Annotated in this window: 22 protein-coding genes and 1 riboswitch; of the genes, 13 read left to right on the top strand and 9 right to left on the bottom strand. The window is 73.9% G+C overall.

Annotated features, from left to right (window positions below; genetic code table 11):
* Positions 1-3: 3 nt before the first annotated feature.
* A complete protein-coding gene (locus GA0074704_RS24580; RefSeq protein ID WP_088972676.1) occupies positions 4-654 on the top strand; it encodes a C39 family peptidase in 651 nt (216 codons plus the stop codon).
* A gap of 64 nt (positions 655-718) precedes the next feature.
* Here GA0074704_RS24580 and dusB read toward each other — a convergent pair whose 3' ends face one another.
* The 4 genes from dusB to GA0074704_RS24600 form a co-directional block, all read right to left on the bottom strand.
* Entirely contained in the window at positions 719-1,891 is a 1,173-nt protein-coding gene (gene dusB / locus GA0074704_RS24585; protein WP_088972677.1) for a tRNA dihydrouridine synthase DusB, read from the bottom strand.
* Between the two features lie 52 nt (positions 1,892-1,943).
* The gene (locus GA0074704_RS24590; RefSeq protein WP_088972678.1) at positions 1,944-3,323 is read right to left on the bottom strand and encodes a glycine--tRNA ligase; all 1,380 of its coding nucleotides are present in this window, start codon (positions 3,321-3,323) and stop codon (positions 1,944-1,946) included.
* A 150-nt stretch (positions 3,324-3,473) separates the two neighbouring features.
* The gene (locus tag GA0074704_RS24595; protein WP_088972679.1) at positions 3,474-4,034 is read right to left on the bottom strand and encodes a hypothetical protein; all 561 of its coding nucleotides are present in this window, start codon (positions 4,032-4,034) and stop codon (positions 3,474-3,476) included.
* 25 nt (positions 4,035-4,059) lie between these two features.
* On the bottom strand, positions 4,060-4,401 hold the full coding sequence (locus GA0074704_RS24600) for an antibiotic biosynthesis monooxygenase family protein (RefSeq protein WP_088972680.1): 342 nt from the start codon (positions 4,399-4,401) through the stop codon (positions 4,060-4,062).
* 27 nt (positions 4,402-4,428) lie between these two features.
* Between GA0074704_RS24600 and GA0074704_RS24605 the strand changes: the two genes are divergently transcribed.
* From GA0074704_RS24605 to GA0074704_RS29110, 8 genes are all read left to right on the top strand, one after another.
* A complete protein-coding gene (locus GA0074704_RS24605; protein WP_088972681.1) occupies positions 4,429-4,686 on the top strand; it encodes a DUF6703 family protein in 258 nt (85 codons plus the stop codon).
* Between the two features lie 53 nt (positions 4,687-4,739).
* Positions 4,740-5,696: a metal ABC transporter substrate-binding protein gene (locus tag GA0074704_RS24610; RefSeq protein ID WP_088972682.1), complete on the top strand. Its 957-nt coding sequence runs from the start codon at positions 4,740-4,742 to the stop codon at positions 5,694-5,696.
* Positions 5,693-6,454 carry a metal ABC transporter ATP-binding protein gene (locus GA0074704_RS24615; protein WP_088972683.1) on the top strand — a complete coding sequence of 254 codons (762 nt, stop codon included), beginning with the start codon at positions 5,693-5,695 and terminating at the stop codon, positions 6,452-6,454. The genes GA0074704_RS24610 and GA0074704_RS24615 overlap by 4 nt, the downstream gene beginning before the upstream one ends.
* Entirely contained in the window at positions 6,454-7,326 is an 873-nt protein-coding gene (locus GA0074704_RS24620; protein ID WP_088972684.1) for a metal ABC transporter permease, read from the top strand. The genes GA0074704_RS24615 and GA0074704_RS24620 overlap by 1 nt, the downstream gene beginning before the upstream one ends.
* Before the next feature lie 42 nt (positions 7,327-7,368).
* Positions 7,369-7,668 carry an ArsR/SmtB family transcription factor gene (locus GA0074704_RS24625; RefSeq protein ID WP_088972685.1) on the top strand — a complete coding sequence of 100 codons (300 nt, stop codon included), beginning with the start codon at positions 7,369-7,371 and terminating at the stop codon, positions 7,666-7,668.
* A 59-nt stretch (positions 7,669-7,727) separates the two neighbouring features.
* Complete coding sequence (locus GA0074704_RS24630) at positions 7,728-8,123, top strand: Fur family transcriptional regulator (RefSeq protein ID WP_088973956.1); 396 nt, start codon at positions 7,728-7,730, stop codon at positions 8,121-8,123.
* Between the two features lie 91 nt (positions 8,124-8,214).
* The gene (locus GA0074704_RS24635; protein ID WP_088973957.1) at positions 8,215-8,820 is read left to right on the top strand and encodes a hypothetical protein; all 606 of its coding nucleotides are present in this window, start codon (positions 8,215-8,217) and stop codon (positions 8,818-8,820) included.
* Positions 8,821-8,829: 9 nt separating this feature from the next.
* Entirely contained in the window at positions 8,830-9,000 is a 171-nt protein-coding gene (locus GA0074704_RS29110; protein ID WP_172880765.1) for a hypothetical protein, read from the top strand.
* A gap of 87 nt (positions 9,001-9,087) precedes the next feature.
* Here GA0074704_RS29110 and GA0074704_RS24640 read toward each other — a convergent pair whose 3' ends face one another.
* From GA0074704_RS24640 to GA0074704_RS24660, 5 genes are all read right to left on the bottom strand, one after another.
* Positions 9,088-11,061, bottom strand: coding sequence for an acyl-CoA dehydrogenase family protein (locus tag GA0074704_RS24640; protein WP_088972686.1), 1,974 nt, complete (start codon positions 11,059-11,061; stop codon positions 9,088-9,090).
* Between the two features lie 128 nt (positions 11,062-11,189).
* Positions 11,190-11,693: a DUF6328 family protein gene (locus GA0074704_RS24645; RefSeq protein WP_088972687.1), complete on the bottom strand. Its 504-nt coding sequence runs from the start codon at positions 11,691-11,693 to the stop codon at positions 11,190-11,192.
* Between the two features lie 95 nt (positions 11,694-11,788).
* Positions 11,789-12,538, bottom strand: a complete 750-nt coding sequence (locus GA0074704_RS24650; RefSeq protein ID WP_088972688.1) for a sugar isomerase domain-containing protein — start codon at positions 12,536-12,538, stop codon at positions 11,789-11,791.
* Positions 12,535-13,347 (bottom strand): aminoglycoside N(3)-acetyltransferase, encoded by an 813-nt coding sequence (locus GA0074704_RS24655; protein ID WP_088972689.1) that lies wholly within the window; start codon positions 13,345-13,347, stop codon positions 12,535-12,537. The genes GA0074704_RS24650 and GA0074704_RS24655 overlap by 4 nt, the downstream gene beginning before the upstream one ends.
* Positions 13,344-14,168, bottom strand: coding sequence for an alpha/beta fold hydrolase (locus GA0074704_RS24660; protein ID WP_088972690.1), 825 nt, complete (start codon positions 14,166-14,168; stop codon positions 13,344-13,346). Before GA0074704_RS24660 ends, GA0074704_RS24655 begins: the two co-directional genes overlap by 4 nt.
* Before the next feature lie 76 nt (positions 14,169-14,244).
* Positions 14,245-14,350: riboswitch (TPP riboswitch) on the top strand.
* 73 nt (positions 14,351-14,423) lie between these two features.
* On the opposite strand from GA0074704_RS24660, the gene GA0074704_RS24665 reads away from it, so the two are divergent.
* From GA0074704_RS24665 to GA0074704_RS24680, 4 genes are all read left to right on the top strand, one after another.
* The gene (locus GA0074704_RS24665) at positions 14,424-15,014 is read left to right on the top strand and encodes an ECF transporter S component (RefSeq protein WP_088972691.1); all 591 of its coding nucleotides are present in this window, start codon (positions 14,424-14,426) and stop codon (positions 15,012-15,014) included.
* A 28-nt stretch (positions 15,015-15,042) separates the two neighbouring features.
* Complete coding sequence (locus GA0074704_RS24670; RefSeq protein WP_088972692.1) at positions 15,043-16,461, top strand: ABC transporter ATP-binding protein; 1,419 nt, start codon at positions 15,043-15,045, stop codon at positions 16,459-16,461.
* 106 nt (positions 16,462-16,567) lie between these two features.
* The gene (locus GA0074704_RS24675; protein WP_088972693.1) at positions 16,568-17,368 is read left to right on the top strand and encodes an energy-coupling factor transporter transmembrane component T family protein; all 801 of its coding nucleotides are present in this window, start codon (positions 16,568-16,570) and stop codon (positions 17,366-17,368) included.
* Positions 17,369-18,179: 811 nt separating this feature from the next.
* A complete protein-coding gene (locus tag GA0074704_RS24680) occupies positions 18,180-18,476 on the top strand; it encodes an MTH1187 family thiamine-binding protein (protein WP_088972694.1) in 297 nt (98 codons plus the stop codon).
* Positions 18,477-18,491: the final 15 nt, after the last annotated feature.

The following is an 18,491-nucleotide window of genomic DNA, read 5'->3' on the forward strand; positions in this document are numbered from 1 at the left end:
ATCATGCGTACCGACATTCTGCGCAAGACCGTCCTGACCGCCACCGGCGTCATCGCCACCGCCGGCGGAATCGCCGGCCCCGCCATCGCCGCCCAGGCCGCCCCCGCCACCCCGACCGCCCAGGTCCAGACCGACCGCAAGGGCCACGGCGAGCGCGAGCTCAACGTCCGCTACGAGGCGCAGCCGAACTTCTACTACTGCGGCCCCGCCGCCACCCGCAACGCCCTCTCCGTCCAGGGCAAGGACATCGACGTCGACGCCATGGCCAAGGAGATGGGCACCACCGAGGACGGCACCAACAGCATCAACGACATCACCCCGGTGCTGAACAAGGAGACCGGCCGCAACGCGTACCACAGCACCGAGCTGCCGGCCGACAAGGTCGACGGCAAGCGGGTCGAGCAGCTGCGCGCCGACGTGGTGCGGGCCGTGGACGACGGCCGGGCCGTGGTGGCCAACATCGCGGGTACGGCCGCCGACACCGACGGTGTCGCGCACTCCTTCGAGGGTGGCCACTACATCAGCGTGGTCGGCTACCGCGACGGCGGCAAGGTCGTGACGATCGCCGACTCGGCCAACCCGCAGCAGGCCTCCTACCGGATGGACACCGACGCCCTGGCGCACTGGATCGCCAGCCGCGGCTACAGCTCCTGACGAACGGATACGCGAAGGGCCCGACCCCCACCCGGGGTCGGGCCCTTCGGCACGTCTCAGCAGGTCAGCCGCCGGAGTCGTCCATTTCGGCGCCCTCCGGGACGGTGTCGTCGTCCCGGCTGGCCAGCCAGCCGTCGGGCAGGGCGACCTTGCCCGGCGAGTTGGTCCGGCCGCGCGGCTGGCCGAGGGTCTCGACCGGGAACGGCACCGCCGGGTCGAGCTTGCCGAGCAGGTCGTCGAGCTGGGCCAGGCTCTCGATCATCGCCAGCGAGCGGCGCAGCTCGCCGCCGACCGGGAAGCCCTTGAGGTACCAGGCGACGTGCTTGCGGAAGTCGGTGCAGCCGTCGCGTTCGCCCCGGGCCGGGTTGCGGGCCCCCGCCACGAACTGGTCGACCAGCAGCTCGGCGTGGCGGCGCATGGTCACCGCCACCTCGCCGAGGTTCGGCAGCCGCCGTTCGGGGCGCCCGTTGAAGGCGGCCTCCAGGTCGGCGAAGAGCCACGGCCGGCCCAGGCAGCCGCGACCGACCACCACGCCGTCGACGCCGGTGTGGGCGACCATCCGCAGCGCGTCGTCGGCCTCCCAGATGTCGCCGTTGCCGAGCACCGGCACATCGAGGGCCTGCTTGAGGGTGGCGATGGCGTCCCAGTCGGCGGTGCCCGAGTAGCGCTGCGAGGCCGTACGCCCGTGCAGGGCCACCGCGGCGACGCCGGCGTCCTGGGCGGCGAGGCCCGCCTCGACGTACGTCAGGTGGTCGTCGTCGATGCCCTTGCGCATCTTGACCGTGACCGGCACCCCGGCGGGTGACGCCGCGGCCACGGCGGCCCGCACCAGCCGGGCGAAGAGCCGGCGCCGCCAGGGCAGCGCGGCGCCGCCGCCACGCCGGGTCACCTTCGGCACGGGGCAGCCGAAGTTCAGGTCGATGTGGTCGGCGAGATCACGCTCCACCACGATCCGCACCGCGGCGGCGGTGACCTCCGGGTCGGTGCCGTAGAGCTGGAGGCTGCGCGGCCGCTCGTCGTCGCCGAAGGCGATCATGCGCAGCGTCTTCGGGTTCCGCTCGACCAGCGCCCGCGTCGTGATCATCTCGCAGACGTAGATGCCACCGCCCTGCTCCCGGCAGAGCCGCCGGAAGCCGATGTTGGTGATCCCGGCCATCGGCGCCAGCACCACCGGCGGCCACACCTGGTGGGGGCCGAGGGTCAGCGGGCGCAGCGCGGGCAGGGTCGGGGCGGTCACCGGACAAGTGTACGGGGCCCCGACCGGGCAGGTCGGGGCCCCGTGACCAGCGTCAGCAGCCGGGGAGACGCTCGATCAGGTAGCGCTCCACCTGGTCCAGGGCGACCCGCTCCTGGGCCATGGTGTCCCGGTTCCGCACCGTGACGGCGTTGTCGTCGAGGGTGTCGAAGTCGACGGTGACGCAGAACGGGGTGCCGATCTCGTCCTGCCGGCGGTAGCGGCGGCCGATCGCCTGCGAGTCGTCGAACTCCACGATCCAGCGCTTGCGCAGGTCCGCGGCGAGCTGCTTGGCCTTGGGCGAGAGCGCCTCGTTGCGGGACAGCGGCAGCACCGCCACCTTGACCGGGGCCAGCCGCGGGTCGAAGCGCATGACGGTGCGCTTGTCCACGCCGCCCTTGGTGTTGGGGGCCTCGTCCTCGTCGTACGCCTCGAGCAGGAAGGCCAGCACCGCGCGGGTGAGGCCGGCGGCCGGCTCGATCACGTACGGCATCCAGCGCTCGCCCTTGGTCTGGTCGAAGTACGACAGGTCGACGCCGGAGTGCTTGCTGTGCGTGGAGAGGTCGAAGTCGGTCCGGTTGGCGATGCCCTCCAGCTCGGCGAACTCGGTGCCGCCGAACTGGAACTTGTACTCGATGTCGACGGTGCGCTTCGAGTAGTGGGAGAGCTTCTCCTTGGGGTGCTCGTAGAAGCGCAGGTTGCTCTCGGAGAGGCCCAGGTCGAGGTACCAGTTCCAGCGCTCGGAGAGCCAGTACTCGTGCCACTGCTCGTCGGTGCCCGGCTCGACGAAGAACTCCATCTCCATCTGCTCGAACTCGCGGGTCCGGAAGATGAAGTTACCGGGGGTGATCTCGTTGCGGAACGACTTGCCGGTCTGCGCGATGCCGAACGGCGGCTTCTTACGGGCGACGGTCTCGACGTTCTTGTAGTTGACGAAGATGCCCTGGGCGGTCTCGGGGCGCAGGTAGTGCATCCCCTCCTCGCTCTCCACCGGGCCCAGGTAGGTCTTCATCAGGCCGTTGAACATCTTCGGCTCGGTGAAGGTGCCCTTGTTGCCGCAGTTCGGGCAGTTCAGCTCCTGCAGCGAGGTCAGCGGCTTGCCGTGCTTGGCCTCGTACGCCTCTTCGAGGTGGTCGGCGCGGAACCGCTTGTGGCAGGACTGGCACTCGGTGAGCGGGTCGACGAACTCGGCGATGTGGCCGCTGGCCTCCCAGACCTTGCGGGCCAGGATGACCGCGGAGTCGAGGCCGACCACGTCGTCGCGCTGCTGGACCATGGTCCGCCACCACTGCCGGCGGACGTTCTCCTTCAGCTCCACACCGAGCGGGCCGTAGTCCCACGCCGACCGGGTGCCTCCGTAGATCTCGCTGGAGGGGAAGACGAAGCCACGGCGCTTGGCGAGGCTGACGACGGCGTCGATACGGTCGGCTGGCATGTTTCCTCCTACGCCGGCTGGCGGTCGGCGGGGGCGAGATGTGGATGGAACGGTCGGTTCGGGACCACGGTACGGCGACCGGGAGCCCGAGCCCAGCAGAATACTCGGGCCGGGGTCGGCCGGGGTCGGCCGCCTCCTCGCCGCCCCTGGTCAGCTGATCCCGCAGACCTCGATCGAGCCGGTGCCGCCGTCCGGGGCGAGGGTGACCTGCTGGGTGCGCCGGTCCCCGCCGGCGAAGGTCACGTCGACCGGCACGGTGAGCGTGTTCGGGTCGACGTCACCGACCCGGTACGCGGTGACCTGCGGCTGCTCGGAGACCCGCCGCTCGAACTGGGCGCGGCTCTCCCGGCGCTGGGCGTCGTCGCAGAGCGCGTCGTAGGACTCGTCGTAGTTACGGTCGCGCAGCCCCTGGTAGTAGTGCTCGGTGGCGGTCTTCCCCTGCTCGCGTACCGCCTGGAGGTTGCTGACCGCGAGACCGACCACGGCGGCGCCGCCTCCGCCGCAGCAGAGCAGCAGGGCCAGCGCGCCGACGCCCAGGCCGAGCCAGAGCCGGGCCTGCCGGCCCTCGGTGGGCGGCGCGGCGAACGGCGGGACCGCCCCGGGGCCGGGCGGCGGCGCGGGCGCGCCCGCCGGGGCCGGCGGCGGCGCGGCCGGGGACGCCGGGTGACCGCCGGCGGGGGAGGCGGGGTACGGCGGTCCGGGAGCGGTCATACCGTGCAGGGTAGTGCCCGCCGGCTCACCGGTAGGGACGTGCGGCCCGATCGCTGGCCACCTCGACGATCTCGCCGTTGGGGGCGGCGCTGGCCAGCGTCTCGTACGCGGACGGCTCGTCGAGCGACTCGGCGAGCAGCGGGGTGGCGTGCACCTTGACGTCGAAGCCGCCCAGCGCCCGCCGGTACGCGCCGACCGACTCCCAGTCGGTCACCAGGCACCAGTGCCGGGGGTCGTCGAGCGCGCGCAGCAGCTCCCCGCGCAGGTAGCCGGGGCGGGCGGCGAGCGCGGTGAGCGCGGCGTGCGCGCGCTCGGTGAAGGCGGGCGCGACATCCTCGTCGACCACGAACCGGTTGGTCACCAGCACCGGGATCCTCCTCGTAGAGTCTGTGGGATGCAGCGTACGCAGAGCCCCCTGCTCGTCCGGTTGGCCCGGGTGAACCCCACCACGGCGTTCCTGGCCGCCCTGGTCATCGTGCTGGTGGCGTTCTTCGCGCCCGGCCCGGTGGGCGGGGTGCTGCTGCTGGCGCTGGCCGCCGGTCTGGTCTGGCTGCTGGCCACCACCTGGCCGGTGCAGGCCCCGGCGATCCGGCTGATCCGGCTGGTGATGCTGACCGTGCTGATCGCGGTCGCCCTGGCCAAGCTGCTGTGACATGCAACCATGCGCTTTTGACAATCAATTTCGTTAGGGCGGACAGTGGTGGCATGACGCTCCGCACCGTCCCGCGCGCCCTGGCCACCGCCGCTGCCCTGCTCACGCTCGGCGGCACCGCGGCCTGCACCCGCGACGGGGCGGGCGCCGACCCCCAGCGGGTGGACGTGGTGGCGGCCTTCTACCCGCTGCGCTTCCTCGCCGAGCGGATCGGCGGCGACGCGGTACGGGTCACCGACCTGGCCAAGCCGGGCGCCGAGCCGCACGACCTGGAGCTCAACCCCCGGCAGGTCGGCCAGGTCGCCGAGGCGGAGCTGGTGGTCTACCTCAGCAGCTTCCAGCCCAGCGTCGACGAGGCGGTCGCGCAGAACGCCGGCGACCGGGCCTTCGACGTGACCGGCGTGCAGCCGCTGCTCGACGCCGCGGCCGGCGGCCACGACCACGAGGGTGAGGCCGGCCACGAGGGTGAGGCCGGGCACGCCGAGGAGGAGCACGGCGGCAAGGACCCGCACCTCTGGCTCGACCCGACCCGGCTCGCCACCGTCGGCGACCGGCTCGCCGAACGGCTCGGCACGGTCGACCCGGAGCACGCCGCCGACTACACCGCCCGGGCCGGGTCGCTGCGCGCCGAGCTGACGAAGCTCGACGGCGAGTTCACCGCCGGCGTGGCCACCTGCCAGCGCCGGGAGATCGTGACCAGCCACACCGCCTTCGGCTACCTCACCGAGCGCTACAAGCTGGAGCAGGTCGGCCTCACCGGGCTCAGCCCGGAGGCCGAGCCGTCCCCGCAGCGCCTCGCCGAGGTGGTCCGCGAGGCCCGGGACCACCAGGCCACCACGATCTTCTTCGAGACCCTGGTCAGCCCCAAGGTCGCCGAGACCGTCGCCCGCACGGTCGGGGCGCGGACCGCGGTGCTCGACCCGATCGAGGGCCCGCCCGCCGAGGGCGACTACCTCACGGCGATGCGTACCAACCTCCAGACCCTGCGTACCGCGTTGGACTGCTCATGAGCACACCGGTGATCCAGGTCGCGCACGCGGCCGTCGGCTACGACGGCCGGCCCGTGCTGCGCGACGTCTCGCTGACCGTGACCGCCGGGGAGGTGGTCGCCGTCCTCGGCGCCAACGGCTCCGGCAAGTCGACCCTGATCCGCGCCGTGCTCGGCCTGGTGCCGCTGGCCGCCGGGTCGGTCACCCTCTTCGGCGCGCCGCAGCGCCGCTTCCGGCAGTGGCACCGCATCGGGTACGTCCCGCAGCGGCTCGGCGCGGGCAGCGGCGTACCGGCCACGGTCGGCGAGGTGGTGGCCTCCGGGCGGCTGGCCCGGCGGGGCGTGCTGCGCCCCGCGGGCCGCGCCGACCGGGCGGCGGTGAGCGCCGCGCTGCACGCGGTCGGGCTGGCCGACCGGGCCGGTGACCCGGTGGCCACCCTCTCCGGCGGCCAGCAGCAGCGCACCCTGATCGCCCGGGCGCTGGCCGGCGAACCGGAGCTGCTGGTGCTCGACGAGCCCACCGCCGGGGTGGACGCGGCCAGCCAGGAGGCGTTCGCCGGGGCGTTGCGCGGCTTCGTCGACGGCGGCGGCACGGTGCTGCTGGTGGCGCACGAGCTGGGCCCGCTGCGCCCGCTGATCAGCCGGGCGGTCGTCGTCCACCAGGGCGGCATCGCCCACGACGGCGCGGTCCCGGAACCCGCCGGCCACCACGCGGAGCCGGACCACGACCACGTGCACCCGCACTGTGACGAGGAGCCCGCCGGGCTGTGGAGCATGTGATGGACCTCTTCCAGTACGACTTCATGCTGCGCGCCCTGGTCGGCGCCCTGATCATCGGGCTGGCCGCCCCGGCCCTCGGGATCTACCTGGTGCAGCGGCGGCTGGCGCTGATCGGCGACGGCATCGGGCACGTCGCGCTCACCGGGGTCGGCGCGGGGCTGCTGCTCAACCGCTCCCCCGTGCTGGTGGCGGTGCTCGCCGCCACCCTCGGCGCGGTCACCATCGAGCTGGTCCGCTCGCGGGGCCGCACCTCCGGCGACCTGGCCCTGGCGCTGCTCTTCTACGGCGGCATCGCCGGCGGGGTGATGCTGGTCGGGCTCTCCAACGCCAGCAACGCGTCGCTCAACGCGTACCTCTTCGGGTCGTTGACCACCACGTCCCCGACGGACCTGGTCACCATCGGCGTGCTCGGCGTGGCGATCCTGGTGCTCATGCTGGTGCTGCGCCCGGCGCTCTTCGCGGTCTGCCACGACGAGGAGTACGCCCGGGTCTCCGGCCTGCCCGTCCGGGCGCTGAACATGCTGCTCGCGGTGACCACCGCAGTGACCGTCACCATCGCCATGCGGGCCGTCGGCGTCCTGCTGATCAGCGCCCTGATGGTGGTGCCGGTGGCCACCGCGCAGCAGGTCACCCGCGGTTTCCGCAGCACCATGGCGGCGGCGATGACGCTCGGCCTGTTCGCCGCCGGCGGTGGCGTCGTGGTCGCCGCGAACGCGAACACCGCCCCCGGCGCGTCGGTGGTGCTGCTGGCCATCGCGAGTTTCCTGGTGGTCGCGGTGGCGGCGGCCGGGTGGCGGGCGCTACGCCGGCGGCGCACCCCGCAGCCGGCCCCGGCGACCGAACCGCACGAGCACGAGGTGGTGCTCCGGTGAGGCTGGCACCCGCCGGGGCGCTCGGTTGGTTACCGTGACCCGGTGACCGGCACGAACGGGTACGACGCCTTCGAGGGCGCGGGTGACCTGCTGCGCGCCCTGGCGGCTCCGATCCGGCTGGCGATCGTGAGCGAGTTGGCGCAGGGTGAACGGTGCGTGCACGAACTGGTCGACAAGCTCGGCGCCCCGCAGCCGCTGGTCTCCCAGCACCTGCGGGTGCTGCGCGGCGCCGGGGTGGTGCGTGGCTCCCGGCGCGGCCGGGAGATCGCGTACGCGCTGGTCGACGAGCACGTCGCGCACATCGTGGCCGACGCCGTCAGCCACGCCGGAGAGGGCACGTGACCGACACGGCCCGACCGGTGCCGGCCCCGCGACGCGGCACCGCCACTTCGGGAGGTGACATGACCGAGTCCGGCACCGTGGTCCGCAACACCCGGCAGCGCTCGGCGGTGAGCGCGCTGCTCGCCGAGGTCGAGGGCTTCCACAGCGCCCAGGATCTGCACGCCATGCTGCGGCAACGCGGCGAGCGGGTCGGCTTGACCACCGTCTACCGCACGTTGCAGGGGCTGGCCGACGCGGGCGAGATCGACGTGATGCGACCCCCGGGCGGGGAGCACCTCTACCGCCGGTGCAGCCAGGGCCACCACCACCACCTGGTCTGCCGCGCCTGCGGCCGGACGGTCGAGGTGGCCGGCCCGGCGGTGGAGACCTGGGCCGAGCGGGTGGCCGCCCAGCACGGTTTCTCCGATGTCAGCCACACCCTGGAGATCTTCGGCACTTGCGCCACCTGCGGGTGAGCAGGGCCCCCTTCTCGGCACCTCGCGGCCGGCCGGCCGCCCCGCGTCGGCGGGGATGCCGGGCCGCGCGGGGCGTGGCACGCTGTCCGGCGTGAAGATCTACGCCGACCGTTTTCCCACCGCCGCCCGTCAGCTCCTCACCGACCTGCTCGTCGTCGCCTGGGTGTACGCCGCGGTGCGCTTCGCGCTGTGGCTGCACGACCTGGTGGAGAAGCTCGCCGTACCCGGTCAGAAGCTGGAGGGCGCGGGCACCGGCCTCGCCGACAACCTGGCCGACGCCGGCGGCAAGGTCGGCCGGGTCCCGCTGGTCGGCGACGAGCTGACCGCCCCGTTCACCAGGGCCGCCGAGGCCGCCCGCTCGGTCGCCGAGGCGGGCCAGGACCAGCAGGACCTGGTCGGGCAGCTGGCTCTGGCGCTGACCGTGGCGGTGCTGATCTTCCCGCTCGGCCTGGTCCTCTTCGGCTGGCTGCCGCTGCGGCTGCGCTGGATGCGCCGGGCCGGTGCGGCGAAGTCGCTCGCCGCCGCGCCCGCCGGGCGGGACCTGCTCGCGCTGCGCGCGCTGACCGGCCAGCCGCTGGGCCGGCTCGCCCGGATCGCGCCGGACGTGGCCGAGGCGTGGCGGCGCGGCGACGACGCCACCCTCGACGCGCTCGCCGCGCTGGAGCTGCGCCGACTCGGCCTCAAGGGCGGCCGCTAGGGTGTGCGGGTGCTCTACTTCCTGATCGTCGTCGCCGTGGCGCTGCTGGCGTACGCGGCCGTGCTGGTGAGCTACGTCCGCCGGGGGCGCAAGATCCCGCCGCAGGCGTACCTGGTGCTGGCGCTGCTCAACGGCCTGATCCTGGCCGCCGTGCTGGCCTGGGCCATCGCCCGCCGCTGACCCGCCCCGCCGCCCCGCCGCGAGCAGAGGGGACATCTTCCCCGAAGTTGACCGGTGCCAAGCCGGCAGCGGACGCAGGTCAGCGGGTCAGGACACGGGCGGGATGCGGCGGCGGACGTCCTCGGCGGTGGACGGGCCGGGGGTCCAGCGGGCCACCCACGGGGCGTCGGCGGGCGGGGTGATGACCCCTTCCTCCAGCGCGGCGTACCGGCCGTCGAGGATCCGCCTGGCCGCCGCCACGTCCACCGAGTCGGTGTTGTCCCAGAGGCCGGTGAAGAGCTGGTCGATCCGGACCCGGGCCTGCCGGCAGAACAGGTCGGCCAGCTCGATGTTCTCCGGTCGGGTGTCCCGCTCGGCGGTGGCCCGTACGCAGACCGCGGAGATGGCGAACAGCTCCGCCCCGATGTCCACGACCCGGCCGAGGAACGCCTGCTTGCGTTCCATCTTTCCCTGCCACCGGGACATCGCGTAGAAGGTGGACCGGGCCAGCTTGCGGGAGGTCCGCTCGACGTGCCGCAGGTGCCCGGCGAGCGGCCCGAACTCGGCGTACGCGCCTGGCCGTTGCCCGGCGCCGACGGCCAGGGTGGGCAGCCACTTCGCGTAGAACGCGCCGGCCCGGGCACCCGCCCTCGCCTTGCGGACGGGACCTGCGTCCGGGTCGATGATGTCGCCGGCGACGGAGAGGTGGGCGTCGACGGCCTCCCGGGCGATCAGCAGGTGCATGATCTCGGTCGAGCCCTCGAAGATCCGGTTGATCCGCAGGTCGCGCAGGATCTGCTCGACCGCGGCCGGGCGTTCGCCGCGGGCGGCCAGCGAGTCGGCCGTCTCGTAGCCGCGCCCGCCGCGAATCTGGATCAGCTCGTCGCCGATGGTCCAGGCCATCTCGCTGGCGTAGAGCTTGACCAGGGCCGCCTCGATCCGGATGTCGTTGCGGTCGTCGTCGGCCAGGAGGCAGCACAGGTCGAGCATGGTCTCCATGCCGTACGTCGTGGCGGCGATGAAGGCCAGCTTCTTGGCCACGGCCTCGTGCTCGCCGACCGGCCGGCCCCACTGGACCCGGTCGGCGGCCCACTCGCGGGCCACGTTCAGCGACCACTTGCCGGCGCCGACGCACATCGCGGGCAGCGACAGCCGGCCGGTGTTCAGCGTGGTCAGGGCGATCTTCAGGCCCTTCCCCTCGCCCCCGATGACGTTCTCCTTCGGCACGAAGACGTCGTGGAAGCGGGTGAGGCTGTTCTCCAGGCCACGCAGGCCGACGAAGGCGTTGCGCCGCTCGACGGTGATGCCCTCGGCGTCCCCGTCGACCACGAACGCGGTGATCCCGCCCCGGCGTCCCTCGCCGGCCGGCACCCGGGCCATCACCACCAGCAGGGTGGCCACGGTGCCGTTGGTGGCCCAGAGCTTCACGCCGTCGAGCCGGTAGCCGGTGCCGTCGGCGGTCGGGGTGGCGGTGGTGGCCAGCCGGGCCGGGTCCGAGCCGACGTCCGGCTCGGTGAGCAGGAACGCCGACACCTCACCGGCGGCGAGCCGGGGCAGGAAGCGTTCCTTCTGCTCGGTGGTGCCGAACATCTTCAGCGGCTGCGGCACCCCGATGGACTGGTGCGCGGAGAGCAGCGCGCCGATCGCCGGGCTGACCGAACCGGCCAGCATCAGGGCTCGGCAGTAGTGCAGGTTGCTCAGGCCGAGGCCGCCGTACTTCCGGTCGATCTTCATGCCGAACGCGCCGAGCCGGGCCAGTCCGTGGAAGACGTCGTCGGGGATGCGGGCGTCCCGCTCGATCGCACCGCCGTCCACCTCGGAGGCCAGGTACGACCGCAGCGCGGTGAGGAACTCCTCGGCGCGGGCGTCGTCGGCCGGGTCCGAGCGCGGCCACGGGTCGATCAGGTCGAGGCGGAACCGGCCGAGGAAGAGTTCCTTACCGAAACTGGGCCGGTCCCAGGCCGCCTCGCGGGCGGCCTCGGCGACCTGGCGGGCCTCCTTCTCGGAGACCTGGCCGTCCGCCAACGGCCGCGGCGCGGCTCCGTCCTGGGTGGATGAGCTGTTGTCCTGCGTCGTGGTCACGGCTGCCCCCTCGAAACCTCGGTCCGGCTGCGTCGACGTGCGCGAATGCAACGCTACCCCCGGGTGTTACCCAGGGGTAGCGTTGTGTGCACGTCCGATTTTTCGCAGCGGCCGCGAGGCGCGGAAGGTCAGCGACCCGACAGGGTCTCCGGGTCGTCATCATCATCGTCGATGTCGTCGTCGCCCCAGTTGCGGCGGGCGAAGGGCAGGAAGACCCAGAAGGTCAGGAACCACAGCGCGGTGATCCCGGAGAGCAGGAAGGCGATCGGCCGGTCCAGGACGAAGTCGGTGACCAGCAGCACCGCGCTGACCATGGAGATCAGCATGAAGCCCAGGCCGCCGCTGGCCATGGTGTGCGCGAAGCGGACCAGTTCCGGCTTGCGGCCCTGCCGGAACAGCGCCCGGTGGAAGGCCACCGGCGAGATGATCATCGCGGCGGCGGCGGCGGCCGCGAGCAGAGCGACGATGTAGACGTCCCGCTGGAACTCGGTGGTCCGATTGAAGCCACCACTGAACGGAAGGGTGAGCAGGAAGGCGAAGAGGATCTGCACACCCGTCTGCGCGACCCGCAACTCCTGGAGGAGATCGGCGAAGTTGCGCTGCCAGCGCTGCTTCTCGGTTTCCTTCGACACGTGGTGCTACCTCCCACTGAGACGCGGCTGCCGGCGAGAGGTCCCACTCCGCCGGCGCCCGCCCAGTGCCCGATTTCGACCTCGGTGAAACCGGTTCACGACCCGCGCCGGATCCGGCCGGCGTACCGGGCCTCCAGGGCGTCGTTGTGCGCGTCGCCGCCGGTGATGTTCGCCGACAGGTAGACCGGCGGGGTCTGCCCCGTGGCGAGCAGCCGGGCCACCACCTCGGCGACGATCTGCTGCGCCAGCAGGGCGGCGGTGATCGAGGAGACCGCGCCGACCGCGCCGCCACCGGGCAGCGGCAGCGTCGCGTCCCCGTACGGGGAGCCGTTGTCCAGCACCACGTCGGCGAGGTCGGCCAGCTTGCGCCCGGACGGGTGGCGGGAGGTCATCCGGGCCGAATGCGCCACCGAGGTGATCGCGACCAGCCGGTGCCCGCGCTCCTTCACCAGCGACGCGAACTCCACCATCGCCCCGTTGACCCCGGAGTTGGAGGCCAGCACGAAGATGTCCGGCGGGCGGACCGGGGCCAGGTCGTAGAGGCGGTGCGCCACCTCGGGGTCGCGTTCCAGCTTCGGGCCGAGGATGCCGGCCGGTTGCCCGCCGTACAGCACCAGGTCGCGCAGCGCGATCCGGTTGGTCGGGACCAGCCCACCGGCCCGGCCGGCGATCTCCATGGCCAGCGCCTCGGAGTGCCCGGTGCCGAACGCGTGGACCACCCCGTCGGCCGACAGGGCCTCGGCGATCAGGTCGGCGGCCTCCCCCACCGCGGCCCGCTGGCCGGTCGCCACCCGGTCGATCGTCTCGCGCACCACCGCGAGGTATGCCTCCGCGCCCACCGTCATGCCGTCTCCGTCCGTCGTTCCCGCCCCAACCAGTCCACCGCGAAGTCGACCGCCGCCCGCTGCCGGACCAGCCGGCCCGTCCCGTCGCCGACCGGGCCCAGGCGGACCGCGCCGGTGGCCTCCAGGTCGTCGCCCAGCCGGGCGAAATCGCTCTCGTCGACGTCGACGTCGTCCCACCAGACCCACTCCCGGCCACCGTCACCGGTCGACACGGCCGCGCCGCAACGCTGCCGGGGCAGGCCGGGCAGCCGGTATTCCGCCAGGTGCAGCGAGGTGTTGGAACCGTGGTCGACGCCGAGCAGCAGCACGTCGGCGTCGAGGTCGTAGAGGCGGGCCAGCGGGGAGGTCTCCCCCAGCATGTCGGTCAGCGCGTGGTCGGCCACGATCCGGTCGGCCGCCGGGCCGAGCGCGGCGAACGAGACGTGCGGGTGGGCGCTGCGCCGGGCCCCCGGCCAGGTCCGCACCTGCTCGGCGACGGCCCCCATGAACCGGCTCGGCGTCCGCGCCGGGTCGAAGCCGGGCCACTGCGCCCGGATCACCGGCCACCAGTGCGCCGGCACCGGCGGGTTGGTCCAGCCGGCCGGGTCGCTGTTCTCCGGGGTGTGGGTGGGCACCACGATCGTCCCGTCCGGTCCGAGCACGTCGCGCAGGGCCGCCACCACCGCCTCCGGGCCACCGCAGAGGAAACCCAGAGGGCGCAACGCGGCGTGCACCAGGAGCACCCCGCCGGGGCGTACTCCCAGGTCCTGGAACTGCGCGGCGAGCGACGCGCGGGTGTGCGGCCCGGCCGGCGCGGGCGTCGCGGTCACCCGCGGACCCGGGCGAGGATCGCCTCGGCCAGCGGCCCCGGCGCCTCGTCGGGGATCCAGTGGGTGACGCCGGACAGGGCCACGAAGCGGTAGTCGCCCTCGACGTGCCCGACGCACGCCTCGGCCGCCGTGCGGCCGATGGCGATGTCCTTGTCGCTCCAGACGTAGGTGGTGGGGACGGCCACCGGGCCGACGGCCTTCATGTCGGAGCCGGTCATGGCCCGGTACCAGTTCAGGGCGGCGGTCAATGCGCCCGGCGCCCGCATCGGGTCCGCGTAGCGGGCCACCCGGGCCCGGTCGCCCACCCCGGAGAGCAGCTTGCGCAGCGCGGTCGCGTTGAACGCCAGCAGCACCTTCTCCGCCTTGCCCGGCTTGCGGAACAGCGCGATGTAGGACGAGCGGGCCTTCTGCTGCGGGTCGGTGGCCAGGGCGTGGCCCATCGCCGCCGGGTGCGGCACGGAGACCGCGGTCAGCGTGCGGACCCGGTCGGGGTGCGCGGCGGCCAGGCCCCAGGCGACGATGGCGCCCCAGTCGTGTCCCACCACGTGCGCGGCGGTCACCCCGAGCGCGTCGAGCACGCCGGCCGCGTCGGCCACCAGCTCCGGGATCGAGTACGCCCCGACCTCCGCCGGCCGCGCCCCCGGCGAGTAGCCGCGCTGGTCCAGGGCGTACGTGCGCAGCCCGGCGGCGTGCAGCGTCGGCAGGACCTCGTCCCACTCGCCGCTGTGCTGGGGGAAGCCGTGCAGCAGCAGGACGGGCAGGCCGTCCTCGGGACCGCCGGTGCGTACCTCGAACGTCAGACCTCGCGCGTCGACCCGCATGATCGGCAGCCTACCCACCGTCGGCCCACTGGGCCGCCGGCCAGGTGCGGTGCTAGCGTCTGCACCGAGACAACTTCACATCCGACAGGGGAGCGCACAGCGCTGAGAGTGCGGGCACCGCCCGCAGACCCTCGAACCTGATCTGGGTAATGCCAGCGCAGGGAGTTCGGTCGACCTCCAGCCGCGCCGCCGTCCGGCGACACCGGACGCGGCGTGCGTCTTCTCCTGGTTCGTTCACTGGACTGGGAGCACACCATGAACCACACCGACAGCAACCGCTGGCGCACCATCGACATCGTGGTCGCCGCCGTGATCGCCGTCGCCTTCGGCGTCGTCTTCTGGGCGTGGGGGCTGGTCTGGAAGGCCGCCGACCCGGCCTTCGCCGCCGCCCCCGCCACCCAGGCGATCATGTACGGCGTCTGGCTGGTCCCCGCCGTGCTGGGTGGCCTGGTCATCCGCAAGCCGGGCGCGGCCCTGTTCTGCGAGACGGTCGCGGCGGTCGTCTCCGCCCTGCTGGGCAGCCAGTGGGGTGGCGTCGTCATCGTCCAGGGACTGGTCCAGGGGCTCGGCGCCGAGCTGGCCTTCGCCGCGTTCCGGTACCGGTCGTACCGGCTGCCGGTGGCGGTGCTGGCCGGCGCGCTGACCGGCCTCAGCGCCGCCCTGTTCGACTTCTTCGTCTGGAACTCCGAGTACGCCCTGGTCGACTACCGTCTGCCGTACGCGGCGCTGACCGTGGTCAGCTCGGCCCTGATCGCGGGCGTCGGCGGCTACTACCTCACCCGCGCGCTGGCCAACACCGGCGCCCTGGACCGCTTCCCCGTCGCCCGCGACCGCGCCACCGTCTGACCGCCCGGATCCGCAGAGGGGGTGCAGGGTGGGTTCGGTGCAGTTGCGCGGGTTCGGGTGGCGGCACGCCGGGCGGAAACGCTGGGCCGTACGCGACCTGGACCTGCGCATCGAGCGCGGCGAGCGGGTGCTGCTGCTCGGACCGTCCGGCGCCGGCAAGAGCACCCTGCTCGCCGCGCTGGCCGGGCTGCTGCCCGAGGACTCCGGCGAGCAGGAGGGCACCGTCGAGATCGACGGGCTCGACCCCCGCAAGGCCCGGGAACGGGTCGGCATCGTCTTCCAGGACCCGGAGAGCCAGCTGGTGATGGCCCGCTGCGGCGACGACGTCGCGTTCGGGCTGGAGAACCGGGGCGTGCCGGCCGAGGAGATCTGGCCCCGGGTGGACGAGGCACTGCACCGGGTCGGCTTCCCGTACCGGCGGGACCGGCCCACCGCCGCGCTCTCCGGCGGCGAGCAGCAGCGGCTCGCGCTGGCCGGGGCGCTCGCCCTGCGGCCGGAACTGCTGCTGCTCGACGAACCCACCGCCAACCTCGACCTCGCCGGCGCCACCCAGGTCCGCCGGGCCGTCGCCGACGCCCTCGACGCCGACACCACCGTGATCCTGGTCGAACACCGGGTCGCCGAGGCGTTGCCGCTGGTCGACCGGGTGGTCGTCGTCGAGGCAGGCGGCGGGGTGCGGGCCGACGGCACACCCGAGGCGGTCTTCGCCGCCCACGGCGACGCGCTCGCCGCCGAGGGCGTCTGGGTGCCGGGCCACCCCGTACCGCCGCGCCGCGCCGCCGGCCCGGCCGGTGACCTGCTGCTCACCGCCGACCGGCTCGGCCTGCCACCCCGGCTGGCCCCGACCGACCTCCGGGTACGCGCCGGCGAGGCGCTCGCCGTCCTCGGCCCGAACGGCGCCGGCAAGTCCACCCTCGCCCTGCTGCTGGGCGGCCTGCTCCGCCCCGGCACCGGAGGGGTGACCGCCAGCGCCGAACTGGCCGGCCGGGACGCCCGCACGCCCCCGCACCGCTGGCGGGCGCCCGCCCTGGCCCGCCGGATCGGCTCGGTCTTCCAGGACCCCGAGCACCAGTTCGTCACCGGTACCGTCCGCGACGAACTGGCCCTCGGCCCCCGCCGCACCGGAACGCCCGAACCGGCCGTACTGGCCACCGTGGACGCCCTGCTGGAGCGACTCGGCCTGGCCGCGCTGGCCGGCGCCAACCCGTACACCCTCTCCGGTGGCGAGGCGCGGCGGCTGAGCGTGGCGACCGCCCTGGCCACCGCGCCCCGCCTGCTGATCTGCGACGAACCCACCTTCGGCCAGGACCGGCGGACCTGGCGGGAGTTGGTGGACCTCCTCGCCGGGCTGCGCGACGCGGGACACGGCATCGTCGCGGTCACCCACGACGCGGACTTCGTCGCCGCCCTCGCCGACCGCACCGTCACCCTGGAGCGCCGCCCGTGACCACCGCCGCCGCCCGCCGTCGCGGCGACGTCGCGGCCGTCCGCCATGACGGCGCAGGGGCCGTCGGCCCGGTCGCCGGCCGGCCGGCCACCTCGGAGCGTCGCCCGTGATCGACATCGAGCCGATCGCCGCGCCCGGTGCGCCGCTGGCCAGGCGCAACCCGGTGGCGAAGGTGGCCGCCGCGCTGGTCTTCTCGTTCGTCCTGCTCGCCACCCTGGATCCGGTGGCCCCGGCGCTGGCCATCGCCGTCGAGCTGGCCGTGCTGCCGCTGTTCGGCGTCCGCTACCGGCTGCTGGCCCGGCGGGCCTGGCCGCTGCTGGCCAGCGCCGTCGGCGTCCTGGTCACCCTGGTGCTCTTCGCCGCCGACCGCTCCGGCCGGGTACTGCTCGACGCCGGCCCGGTCCTGGTCACCTCCGGGGTGCTGGTCACCGCGCTCGGGCTGGTGCTGCGGCTGCTGGCCGTGGCGCTGCCCGGCATCATCGTCTTCGCCACCACCGACGCCACCGACCTGGCCGACGCGCTGGTCCAGAACGCGAAGGCGCCGGCCCGGTTCGCGATCGGCGCGCTGGCCGCGTTCCGGCTGGTGCCGCTGCTCGGGCAGGAGTGGCAGATGATCAGCATGGCCCGTCGGGCCCGGGGCGTGGACGCCGGTCGCAACCCCGTGGCCAAGCTGCGGCTCTTCGTCTCGACCGCGTTCGCGCTGCTGGTCGGGGCGATCCGCCGGGGCACCCGGCTGGCCGTCGCGATGGACGCCCGCGGCTTCGACGCCGGTGTCCCCCGGAGCGTGGCCCGCCGGCAGCGGTTCGGGGCCGCGGACTGGGCGCTGATCGCCGGGGCGGCGGTGCTTGCCGGGGCGGCGCTGACGGTGAGCGTGCTGCTGGGGACGTTCCGCCCGCTGATCGGCTGACCGCCGAGCCAGGGCCGACTCCACGTGCCGCAACCGGCGCCATCCAGACCATGATCGACTCCGGCTGCCGCGAGGCGCGCCTTCCATGGACCGGGAAGGCCAGGATGCCGCAGGCGGAGTCGATCATGGCTGGTGAACGGTCAGCTGTGCCCGGGCGATCAGCTGCGCCGGAAGGCGTACCGGCGGCTCGGGACGGCGGCCGTCGTGGCGCCCTTACGGACCGGCGCGCCCGAACGGGACGGCGGCGGTGTAGACCGCCGATCAGCCGTACGCCCATCAGCCACCGGCCGGATCTCGGCCTGCGGCAGGCCAGGCCCTTCCGTTCCAGACAGCCCGACGGACAGCGCCGGCAGAAGGGCGGTACCGGTCACCGGCGACGCGGGCGGGCCGGCGAGATCCGTCGCACCGGTGAGCGTGCCCGGATCCGGCTCGCGCCCCTTCTGCGCACCGGACTCCCGCAGCGGGCGGGACGGACGGGACGAGCGGGAACTGCGCTTGGCTGGCATACGGTTCCTCCTTCGACGGGGCGACCGCGCCACCACGGCGGGCGGTCGACGGGCAGGGACGAACCGGGCGACCGACCACGCGAACGCCACCGGAGAAGGGTGGGGATGCGGACGCCCGGGGCACGGACCGCGGCGATGGCGGCGGGCCGGCTCGGAAGGTGGGCGTCAGATGCGCATACCGGCACGCTAGCCGAGGGCCGGTCGGGACCGCATCCGAATTGGCTGGCACAAGAATTCGGCCGGTCACGCCGCGACCGGTGCAACGGGTACGGACGCCGGCCCGGATCCCTGACACGATCACAGGCATGCTGATCGCGTTCTCCATCACCCCGCTCGGCGTGGGTGAGTCCGTCGGCGACCTCGTCGCCGACGCGGTCCGGGTGGTCCGCGAGTCCGGGCTGCCCAACCGGACCGACGCCATGTTCACCACCGTCGAGGGCGAGTGGGACGAGGTGATGGCGGTGGTCAAGCGGGCCGTCGACACGGTCGCCACGCAGGCGCCCCGGGTCAGCCTGGTGCTCAAGGCCGACGTCCGCCCCGGCGTCACCGACGCGATGACCGCCAAGGTCGCCCACGTCGAGGCCCGCCTGGCCCAGGGCTGACCGGCAGGCGCGGCA

The sequence above is a fragment of the Micromonospora siamensis genome, assembly GCF_900090305.1.
Taxonomy (GTDB): domain Bacteria; phylum Actinomycetota; class Actinomycetes; order Mycobacteriales; family Micromonosporaceae; genus Micromonospora; species Micromonospora siamensis.

Bases quoted from the DNA above. Each gene is read 5' to 3' on its own strand.
- GA0074704_RS24665 (WP_088972691.1), top strand. From the start codon at position 14,424: ATGAACCACACCGACAGCAACCGCTGGCGCACCATCGACATCGTGGTC.
- GA0074704_RS24615 (WP_088972683.1), top strand. From the start codon at position 5,693: ATGAGCACACCGGTGATCCAGGTCGCGCACGCGGCCGTCGGCTACGAC.
- GA0074704_RS24620 (WP_088972684.1), top strand. From the start codon at position 6,454: ATGGACCTCTTCCAGTACGACTTCATGCTGCGCGCCCTGGTCGGCGCC.
- GA0074704_RS24590 (WP_088972678.1), bottom strand. From the start codon at position 3,323: ATGCCAGCCGACCGTATCGACGCCGTCGTCAGCCTCGCCAAGCGCCGT.
- GA0074704_RS24680 (WP_088972694.1), top strand. From the start codon at position 18,180: ATGCTGATCGCGTTCTCCATCACCCCGCTCGGCGTGGGTGAGTCCGTC.
- GA0074704_RS24610 (WP_088972682.1), top strand. From the start codon at position 4,740: ATGACGCTCCGCACCGTCCCGCGCGCCCTGGCCACCGCCGCTGCCCTG.
- GA0074704_RS24650 (WP_088972688.1), bottom strand. From the start codon at position 12,538: ATGACGGTGGGCGCGGAGGCATACCTCGCGGTGGTGCGCGAGACGATC.
- GA0074704_RS24660 (WP_088972690.1), bottom strand. From the start codon at position 14,168: ATGCGGGTCGACGCGCGAGGTCTGACGTTCGAGGTACGCACCGGCGGT.
- GA0074704_RS24595 (WP_088972679.1), bottom strand. From the start codon at position 4,034: ATGACCGCTCCCGGACCGCCGTACCCCGCCTCCCCCGCCGGCGGTCAC.
- GA0074704_RS24630 (WP_088973956.1), top strand. From the start codon at position 7,728: ATGACCGAGTCCGGCACCGTGGTCCGCAACACCCGGCAGCGCTCGGCG.
- GA0074704_RS24605 (WP_088972681.1), top strand. From the start codon at position 4,429: ATGCAGCGTACGCAGAGCCCCCTGCTCGTCCGGTTGGCCCGGGTGAAC.
- GA0074704_RS24580 (WP_088972676.1), top strand. From the start codon at position 4: ATGCGTACCGACATTCTGCGCAAGACCGTCCTGACCGCCACCGGCGTC.